Annotated in this window: 2 protein-coding genes; both read left to right on the top strand. The window is 45.1% G+C overall.

Features of this window, described 5'->3' with window-relative positions; translation table 11 throughout:
- The coding region (locus tag IH598_00275; protein MBE0636936.1) for a T9SS type A sorting domain-containing protein at nt 1-2523 on the top strand (2523 nt) is incomplete at its 5' end.
- A gap of 191 nt (nt 2524-2714) precedes the next feature.
- On the top strand, nt 2715-11713 hold an 8999-nt coding region (locus IH598_00270), incomplete at its 3' end, for a hypothetical protein (protein ID MBE0636935.1).

Below are 11713 nucleotides of genomic sequence, written 5' to 3'. Positions count from 1 at the left end.
ATTCTTACCGTGCAGTTTTCGAATTCATCCAGTTTTGATGGCGTTGTTTCTGATCCATTCATGATGATCATACCTCCATTTCAGCAATATCTGGATAGTTATACGTTTGCAACCCCGGTCGAAGGATTTACAGGACATTTTTTTACATCTGCTGTAGCATCCGACGGTGTTGACGGAATGCAACTCAATGGGGCGCCTTTAAACAGTGCTTCATTTGCTCCCATCGGGTCAACAGGTTTTTCAGCCGCCGCCTTTCCAATTTCCACCAACACCTCTTATAATCTAAACAACACTGAAGGATATCCTTCAGGGCTTTACGTTTATGGATTTGGTGATTTTAACTCTTATGGTTTTCCTGGTGGCTTATCATTATTATCCATCAATCCGGGGAGTGGTCCAACTATTGAATTGACATCAACCGTAATTGGGGAGTTGTTCTGTACTTCTGTAAGTCAATCGGTAGATATTGAAATCACCGCTTTGATTACTGACCCTGATGAGCCTTTTGTTCAGAGCGCAACCCTTTTTTATCGTACTGTAGGTGAAATGAATTACACTTCAGTTCCCATGATACCGGGTGCAGGCGACGAATGGAGTGCTGTTGTGCTGGCTACAGCCACTCAATTTCCGGGGTTGGAGTTTTATATTTTTGCTACTGATGGTCAGATTTCTGTAACCAGTCCTTCGGTTGATCCTGTCAACAATCCTTACGTTATTGCCATTGAGAATATACCACCACAAATTGTGCATGTACCAATAGTTAATTCTCCGGTGGGCGTGGATATTATGGTATCAGCAGATGTTACTGACAACACAGCTTCAGTTGCGGGTGTTGAACTTTTTTATCGCATATCCGGAGGAACACCTTTGTACACCCTGTTAAATATGGGTAATTTGGGTGGTGATACTTATCAGGCAACGATTCCCGGAGTGCAAATGACTTTGCAGGGGATTGAATATTATATTAAAGCCACCGACAATTTTGGGGTAAGCTGTTTTGTTGGTTTACCTGACAATCCATTTTTTATTACTCCCGGAGTTGCTGAAAATCTTCCTCCGGTACCTGTTGGATTCCCGGCAGTTGCTCCATCAATTTTTGTTGGTGACACTTACAATTTAACCATTCAGTTCCAAAGCCCGGAAGCCGGCCAAAGCACCGATGTGGTGGTTAACGATGGTGGCCTGGTAGGTTTTTCGGCAGTGGTTATTTCGGGAAATGTTGCTTCAGTTGATATTGAACTCGTTGGACAGGTCGGTAATCTTGGTACACACACCATCGAGTTTATTGCCACTGATAATGGAACACCGGCTTTATCCACTACAGTTCAATTCCTAATCTCTGTTCTTGATCCGCTCGCCGGACAGGTGATTTGCATCCCCCAGGGTTGGAGTGGTATCTCAAGTTACAATGATCCGGTTACTCCGGCAATGGAAGACATTTTTGCCAGTTTAGTGGCCGACAATAAAGTAGTCATTGTATTGGGCGACAACGGGTTCTACTGGCCTGCACAAAATATTAATACACTGACTTCAGGTTGGGATGTAAAGAAAGGCTACAAGATTAAGATGAATGAGCCGGCGTGTTTGGGTATTGTTGGCGATATGCCTTCGGATAAATCATTTTCGGCCAAAAAAGGCGCCAGCTTTATTCCTGTGCTTTGCGACCAGCCGGTACCTGCTGTTGATATTTTCTCTCAGTTTGGTAGCGATCTCCTTTTTGCTTTTGACATTTATGCACAGTTGGTTTACTGGCCTCAGGGAGGATTATACACCCTCGAAACCCTCGAACCGGGCGTTGGCTATCTTGTAAATATGTTGAATCAGGGTCAGGCCTCCTATAGCTGCACCAAATCAGCAGTGGCTAATTTTGCAAAAGCCCAGCCTAAAGTTTTTGCAGATGCTCCATGGAGTTACACCAAAACAGACGTTATGCATTTTATCTCCATTAGCCAATCAGCCTTATCTGATTTGTCAAAGGGTGACTTTGTCGGAGTTTTCAATGCTGATGGGGTTTGTACAGGATTAGCCCAATACACCGGAGAAGATGGGAATATGCTGTTGGTTGTTTATGGTAACGATGTAACTACACAAACTTTGGATGGCATGACTGAAAACCAGGAAATGACATTCAAAATCTATCGAGCAACCGAGCAGGTTGAATTACCATTAGAGGTTACATTTGATGCTTCGATGCCAAACAGGGGTTCATTCAGTGATCTGGGTCAGTCGATGATCACGAAAATGAGCGTGGTTTTGACTTCGGTATTTGAAAGTAAACTCGACAAGATCTACCTGCATCCAAATCCGGGTAATGGTGTTTTCAATATGGAAATTCCTACCGATGACCAGACCTTACAAATACAGGTGATGAACGTTTCAGGACAGGTCATCTATTCATCATTAATCGACACTCGCATAAATTCTTCTTACAGACTCGACCTCAGTAATCAGGCACAGGGTGTTTACTTTGTCAAAATGTCTGACCTTAACGAAACTGTTGTAAAGAAAGTAGTGATACAATAACTCATTATTTCGCAAATCTTCAAGAGAAGCCCTGGCACATTGCCGGGGCTTTTTTTTTCAAAAAAAATCATTTTATTGTTTTCATCTTAAAAAAAAGTAAATTTGTCATCGTATTTTAATACAGGGATTAGCTGCCTAAAAAATGAAATCGTATTATCATTCAATAAATTCTCATCTAAAATTCTTGTATCATGAAAAAATTGATCTTTACTCTCGCTTTGGCGCTTATTACAAGTGCAACAATTTTCGCTGCTGACTACTATTGGGTTGGCGGCACAGGCAACTGGAACGATTTTGCTGCCCACTGGGCGACAACATCCGGAGGGGCGACCTTTCACACCCAGGCGCCGACCGAACTTGACCATGTGTACTTTGATGCCAATTCGTTTACGGCATCAGGCCAGATTGTTACTATCAATGTGGACGCTTACTGCGCAGATATGGTCTGGACCGGGGCGCTGAATAACCCTGAGCTGGCAGGAGCCACAACCAGGAAATTGTATATTTATGGTTCGCTGACTTTTATTAATGCCATGAACTTCAGTTACCTGGGGGAGGTTTATTTTCAATCACTCAACACCGGCAGAACGCTTACCAGCGCCGGACAATCCTTTAAACGTCATGTCTATTTTCAGGGTTTAGGGGGGTACGTGTTGCAGGATAATTTCGTTCAGACCGGGAATTATACGGTGTATCTGAATCAGGGGACACTCGATTTGAACGATCAGCAATGCACAGTTAACATCTTCAGCACCAACAATACCAACGTCCGGTCTCTTCAATTGCGATCTTCTGAGTTGGTGATCACATCTACTTCAGGTAGTGCCTTTGTTTTCAGAGGTGAAAATTTAACCCTGAATGCAGGAACGTCACTGGTAAGATTTACCGGTGTAGGAGGATCAATGAATCACAGCGGAAATTATGGCCCGGGCCAGGTGTTTAATGATGTAATTTATGAGGCGCTAACCGGTACTTCTGCTGCCAATAATTCCGGTGGATCGTTCAATAACCTGACATTTAACAGCAACGGGAACCTAAGTGGCGGTATGACCGTAGCTATGCTAAATATCGCCGGAAATTCCACCATCAGTTCTAATGGCAACAATATCACGACTGCAGTGATCAACGGGAATGCTACCATCAATAACAACGGAACTTACGGGGATCTTACCGTTGGTGGAAATGCGACGATCAACGGTAACAATATCATCGGGAACCTCACGCTGTCTCCCGGAAAGTATCTGACGTTGAATGATGGCACTACCCAAAACTTCACCGGTGATTTGTCCGCCAATGGAACCTGTTCCGCCCCCATCACCATTCAGGCAGATGCCTATGGGAGTCAGGCGACAATCAGCAAGTCCAGTGGATTTTTATCCGTAAATTATTGTTTGCTGAGAGATATCAGTGGTTCGGGAGGCGCCTCTTTTACCGCAGCCAACTCTATTGACCTGGGAAATAACAGCGGTTGGCTGATCATCCCGCCCACCGCACAGAATTATTACTGGGTAGGGGGTTCAGGCAGCTGGAATGAGCCTGCGCATTGGTCAGCCACTTCAGGCGGTCCGGGAGGGACATGTATTCCGACAGCCATTGACAATGTCTTTTTCGATGCCAGTTCATTTTCATCTCCCGGACAAACTGTTACCATTGTCGGAAACGATAACGGGATTGCCTATTGCAAAAGCATGAACTGGTCAGGCGTGACCAACAATCCGGTGCTTGTCGGAACAGGAAACGATCTTTACATTTACGGGTCGTTGATCTTGTCCGCTAACATGACGTTCAATTATGAAGGACGTGTTTATTTAAAATCAACTGCAGCCGGCAACAATATTTTTACAGCAGGTGTACCACTTGATAATAACGATATCTATTTTTACGGATCAGGCGGTGGATGGACACTGATTGATGATCTGAATCTGGGGTCGGAGACGCTTTACCTGGTGGAAGGTGCACTGAATACCAACAATCAGAATGTAGTGGCCGGCATCTTTAATTCAAACTATTCAGGTATTACCAGGGCGCTGAATCTTGGCTCCTCCGAAATTACACTCTCTTCAACTTCAGATCAGGCGCTGCGTTTTCATCCCACCGGTATGACTTTTGATGCAGGGACTTCATTGATTCGCTTTACTGGTGCGGGTTCGGGTATGTACAATGTTAGCGGCAGCGGATTGGCTTTTCATGATGTGGTTTTTGAGGCTTTGACAGGTACCGTTAATGTTTACAACAATGGCAGTTTCAATGATATTGTGTTCAACAGTGCCGGTACAAGCACTCTCCGTTATGGTAACACAGTAAACAGTGTCATATTCAGTGGAACAGGGGGCATTTATGATAACAATAATAATGTCGGACAGATGACATTTCTTGGGACTGCAACCATCAGCGGAAATGGTACCTATGGGCATGTAACAATGAATGCAAACGGCGCAATTACTGGTAACAATACCATTGGAACATTGGTATTTACAGCAGGAAATCAATATACACTCACAGCCTCCAGAACCCAAACCATCCTCAATGATCTGATTGCAGAAGGCACCGAAACAGAGGTAATCAACATTATTTCATCTTCCTCAGGTAACGTTTCTACTTTTTACAAGGATGGCGACCCTGTTGTTGTGAATTATGTTTCGTTAAAGGATAATGCCGCTGCCGGTAGCGCAACATTCACCGCCAATAACTCTATTGATCTGGGAAATAATCCAAACTGGATCATCAATGCTCCCGGAGGGAAAGATTTTTATTGGATCGGCGGAACGGGCAATTGGGACAATCCGGCCAACTGGTCGCTTTCCAGCGGTGGACCAGCAGGGACGGGTATTCCAACGGTACTGGATAATGTATTTTTCGATGGCAATTCATTTAGTGCGCCTGGCCAGGTAGTGACGCTGATCGGAGATGCTTCCAGTAATGTTCGTTTTATCAATATGGACTGGACGGGTGCTACCAATAATCCCACACTGGCAGGCGCCGCTGGGGTAAATCTGCGTATTCACGGCTCGCTCACCCTGATTCCCGATATGATTTATAATGCACTGGGGCCGGTTTATTTCCACGCTACCGAACCCGGGCAAACCATTACAACAGCAGGAGTTGTGCTGGATAAAAACAACATGTATTTCAGCGGTGACGGTGGTGTGTGGACTTTGCAGGATGAATTGAATATTGGAATCCGAACTTTATTCCTGGAATTTGGGACATTGAACCCGAACAATCAGGATATTGTGGCCGGCATCTTTAATTCAAACTATTCAGGTAATACCAGGGCGCTGATTCTTGGCTCATCCGAAATTACACTCTCTTCAACTTCAGATCAAGCGCTGCGTTTTCATCCCACCGGTATGACTTTCGATGCAGGGACTTCATTGATTCGCTTTACGGGTGCGGGTTCAGGCATGTACAATGTTAGCGGAAGCGGATTGGCTTTTCATGATGTGGTTTTTGAGGCTTTGACAGGTACTGTTAATGTTTACAATAATGGCAGTTTCAATGATATTGTGTTCAACAGTGCCGGTACAAGTACTCTCCGTTATGGTAACACAGTAAACAGCGTCATATTCAGTGGAACAGGGGGCATTTATGATAACAATAATAATGTCGGACAGATGACATTTCTTGGTACTGCAACCATTAGCGGAAATGGTACTTATGGGCATGTAACAATGAATGCCAACGGCGCAATTACTGGTAACAATACCATTGGAACATTGGTATTTACAGCAGGAAATCAATATACACTCACAGCCTCCAGAACTCAAACCATCCTTAATGATCTGATTGCAGAAGGCACCGAAACGGAACTGATTGTGATCAAATCCTCCACGCTGAACTCTGCTACTACTTTCTACAAAGAATTCGGGGCAGTGGAGGTGAACTATGTAAGTTTACAGGACAATTCGGCTACAGGCGGAGCGACTTTCACGGCCTACAACTCGGTGGATATTGGAGGAAACAGCGGCTGGACCATTTTGTCACCAGGCAGCAAGGATTACTACTGGGTAGGTGGAACGGGCAACTGGAATGATGCATCGAAATGGTCGCTGACCAGCGGAGGCCCGGTTGGAACCGGCCTTCCAACAGCGAATGACAACGTATTTTTTGATGCCAATTCATTTACTGCTCCCGGGCAGGTGGTCACCATTATCGGAGATGTTTCCAATAATGCCCGCGTGGTGAATATGGACTGGACAGGAGCTGCCTTCAACCCAACACTGGCCGGAGCCTCCAACCAAAACCTCCGGATTTCAGGATCAATGATTCTAAGCCCGGGAATGACCGTTACATTTGTAGGAGCCGTATACTTTGAAGCTACCGAGACAGGGAAAACGATAACAATGGCTGGTACATCTTTAGGTACAATCAACAACTTATACTTCCAGGGAGAAGGCGGGGGATGGACTATGATGGACGGTTTGAACATTGGGGGCAAATTTTTATATCTTGTCAGGGGATCACTAAACACTAACAATCAGCCTGTTACAGCCGGGATTTTCATTTCTGATTACTCTGGAAATGTTCGCTCACTCACACTTGGCTCATCCGAAATTACACTCTCTTCAACTTCAGATCAAGCGCTGCGTTTTCATGCCACCGGTATGACTTTTGATGCAGGGACTTCACTGATCCGTTTTACAGGGGTTGGTTCGGGCATATACAATGTTAGCGGCAGCGGATTGGCTTTTCATGATGTGGTTTTTGAGGCTTTGACAGGTACCGTTAATGTTTACAATAATGGCAGTTTCAATGATATTGTGTTCAACAGTGCCGGTACAAGTACTCTCCGTTATGGTAACACAGTAAACAGTGTCATATTCAGTGGAACAGGGGGCATATATGATAATAACACTATCAGTTATGTGCAATTCAAAGGCAATGGAACCATAAATGGTAATAACACTTTTGGAATCCTTGAATTTGCCCCCGGAAACACCTATACCATAACAGGAGGCAGAACGCAGACTATTAATGATGCTTTTCTGGCCAATGGAACCTGTGCAGAACCCATCATCATTGAATCCAGTTCAGCAACTGCAACCACTATTGAAAAAACTGCAGGAACTGTTACGGTGACACATTGCTATCTGGAAGGGATTACAGCATCCGGAGGAGCGGATTTTATTGCCGAGAATTCGGTAGACGGAGGAAACAATACCGGTTGGATTTTTATTGAGTCTGTTCAGAATCTTTACTGGGTTGGTGGAACCGGGAACTGGAATGACATTGCACATTGGGCATCCGAAAGCGGGGGAGTAGGTGGATATTGCCTGCCTACGCAGCTCGATAATGTGATTTTTGATGGCAATTCATTTACCCAGACCGGACAGGCCGTTTATGTGGATATTGCCGATGCCATGTGCCATAATATGGATTGGTCGGCAGCAGCTTTCGAACCTACTTTTACTTCATTGTCCAATACCTATCATCTTACCATTTTCGGGTCATTATCGCTCAGTCCGGACATGAACTTTGCTTTTTCCGGACCGGTTTATTTTCAGGGAGAAGCGCCTGAAAAATCCAGCTATGAAATTGCAATGGCCGGAAATAGTTTCAATAATGCAGTCTATTTTACCGGTGAGGGAGGCATTTGGACTTTGATGGACAATTTCACCATTCCCAGCAATGATCTTTACCTGAATAAAGGTACGCTGAACACCAACGGCAGAACCCTTTCAGTACGCCGTTTTTATTCGGATAACAACAATATAAGGGCTCTCAACCTGGGAGCATCAGTGCTTAATATCGGATCAAACCATTCATTGGCATGGTTTGCTACCGGAAGCAATTTCACCATAAATCCCGGAACCAGCGAAATCAGGTTTACCACTGCCAATGGTTCGTTTTACAGCCTGGGAGAAAGCGTGTTGACCTATCATAATGTTGTTTTCCAAAACCCCGGAGGCACCTCCAACCTACAGAGTGATGATCAGTTCAACAATGTTACTTTTCAACCTGCCGGGAAAGTGTTAGGTAATGGTACTTTTAACAACGTGCTCTTTATCGGAAATGGTGAAATCAACCAGAACAACACTTTCGGAGACGTTACTTTTATGAATAATGCAACCATTAAAGGCAGCAATACTTTCAACAACCTCAATTTGACACCGGGTAAGCTTTGCCAGATGGAGGCCGGGCAAACCCAGACGATTTTAAATGATCTTACATTCTGGGGTAATGCTGATAACCCAATTACCCTGCAATCCTTTACCATCGGAAGCCAGGCCACTATTTCAAAAGCTGACGGAATTGTTTCAGGAAATTATATTGTGCTAAAAGATATGCTGGCAACTGGCGGAGCTACTTTTAATGTGTACAATTCAACAGACAATGGGAACAATACAGGATGGAACTTCCTTGAACCGCCGTTTGCCACCTGTCCCGAAGATTTTGATGTTTGTGAAAATGTAAATCCTTTTGTGTTGGATATGGCTGATCCTTCTGGTTGGGACTACAGTGGCGAGGGAGTGTATTATGATCCCATTGGTGAAGTGTACATGTTCGATCCTTCTTTGGTTCCTGTTGGTCCGGTTACGATTACCTATACTATTGGCGGCCTGTTCCCAGGAAGCTGTGATTTTATCATTACCATATTGCCGCTCCCGGTGGCTGAATGCATTCCAGATATTGAAGTGTGTGAAGACACCGATTATATTTTCCTTTACGAAGGAATCGGGCAGTATTATTATGACGGTGATCCCATCAGCGGCTTCAATCCGGTTGATCCGGGAGTATTTCCAATCATCTTCGAAGTAACCAATTCATGCGGTGCTGCTACCTGCACTTTCGATATAATAGTCTATGCCAAACCTGAAGCTGCCATTTCAGGCGATCTTGAAATTTGCCAGGGAGAAACTACCACACTCACGGCTTCTGCAGGAACCGAATATCTCTGGAGCACCGGTGAAACCACGCAAAGCATCATGGTGAGTGTTGCAGGGGATTATTCAGTGGAGGTTACAGGTGAAAACGGATGTGAAAATTCTGCAGAGGTTACGGTGATAGTTCACCCGTTACCGGTAGTAACCATTTCAGGTGATTTGGAAATTTGCCAGAGCGAATCTACGACCTTGACTGCATCTTCAGGGAGCTCTTATCTCTGGAGCACCAGCGAAACCACGCAAAGTATTGAAGTTTCAACGGGAGGGCTTTATTCAGTTGAAGTAACCGATGCGAATGGTTGTAAGAACACGGCGCAAGTTACGGTGATAGTTCACCCGTTACCGGTAGTAACCATTTCAGGTGATTTGGAAATCTGTCAGGGCGAGTCCACGACCTTAACTGCATCTTCAGGGAGCTCTTATCTCTGGAGCACCGACGAAACCATCCAAAGTATTGAAGTTTCAACGGGAGGGCTTTATTCAGTTGAAGTAACCGATGCAAATGGTTGTAAGAACACGGAGCAGGTTACAGTGATAGTTCACCCGTTACCCGAAGTTTCAATCACCGGCGAACTGACTTTCTGCGAAGGCCAATCCACCGTTTTAACAGCTTCTGCAGGTGCCTCTTATCTCTGGAGTACCGAAGAAACCACTCAAAGCATCACTGTTACGATGGCAGGGCTGTATTCGGTTGTAGTGACCGATGAAAATGGTTGTGATGGTTCGGCTCAGGTTACAACAACCTATCTGCCCATAACGATACCAACATGCCCGGCCACGATGAATGTTATCGTTACCGAACCACCCTTTGAGCTAACCGGAGGATTACCCGCAGGTGGGACGTATTCTGGCGTTGGCGTTACCAACAATATTTTCAACCCGGCAGTTGCCGGAATAGGTAATTTCCCAATTACTTACCTCATTCAGGATGTATGCGGCCCGCAATCCTGCGAGTTCATGATTATTGTATCGGAAGAGCCCATTACCTGCCTGGATGCTACGATCAGCAATTTCCCTGCTGATGTGGACGATGTATGTTATGACGAGAGTTATTCGGTTGACTTTAGCGGTGTAGTGATCGAAAATGCCATTGAAGTGATATGGACGGTAATTCCGGCAGAAGCAGGTTTTGTGGAGAACAACATCTTTGTCCTTAATCCCGGCATTCTTGGTGATGTAACCATCCAATTGCTCGCGGTTGCCGAAGATCCCTGCCAGGATGCGCAAGCCAGCGTTGGCTTCACGGTTAAGCCATTACCGGGTTATTTCTGCGAATTCAGCAACACCGAAATCTGCTCAGGGGAAGAAGTGACCTTCACCCACAATTTTGAAGGAGTAGCTCCATGGACATTGGAGTACTATTTAGGAGGGGTGCTAATGTCATTCACCACCTCAGAAAATCCTTACATAGTCACCCAGGCATTTACCGAAACCACCTACTATGAGCCCGTTCACATTTATAGTGGCAACGGATGCGATGAAGGTGTCAGCCAGTTTACAACCATTGAAGTTCATCCTTTACCAACATTCACGTACGAACTTTCAGCCATTGAAATTTGCTCTGGTGATGAGGTTACTTTCACCAATTATTTCACCGGAACAGCGCCATGGACTGTAGAGTTCATGTACAACGGGATTTCAAATTCCTTCACCACATCGGACAATCCGCAAATATATGTGGGGACATTTACAGAAACGACTACCTATGAACCAATTTCAGTTACCGATGGTAATGGCTGTATTTCTTCACTAAATCAGGTAAACACAATCACGGTCAATCCTTTACCGACAATTACTACTGAATATTCGGCAACTGAAGTTTGCTATGGTGAAACTGTTGATTTTACCAACTACTTCACCGGAACAGCACCCTGGACTGTTGAATATGAGTATAACGGCATGTCCGGCAGCTTCACCACCAGCGACAATCCGGACTACTATTCCGAAATATTCTATGAAACCACTGTCAATGAAATCATTTCGGTAACCGATGGCAATGGTTGCACCACCTATTACGATAGTAACATTACCACCATCACGGTCTATCCGCTTCCTGTCGTTGGAATCACTGGCGAGCTGGCCTTCTGCGAAGGGCAGTCCACTGTTCTGACTGCCACCGAAGGCGCTTCCTACGACTGGAGTACCGGTGAAACTACCCAAAGCATCACTGTTATGATGGCAGGGCTGTATTCGGTTGTAGTGACCGATGGTAACGGCTGTGAAGGTTATGCAGAGGTAACCACCTCTTACCTGGTGGTAACAATCCCGGCTTGTCCGGCCAGCATGAATGTCCTGATCACTGACCC

Source organism: Bacteroidales bacterium (assembly GCA_014860585.1).
Lineage (GTDB): Bacteria > Bacteroidota > Bacteroidia > Bacteroidales > 4484-276 > RZYY01.
Note: the sequence above shows the minus strand (reverse complement) of the source record. Positions and strands in the feature narration are given on the sequence as shown.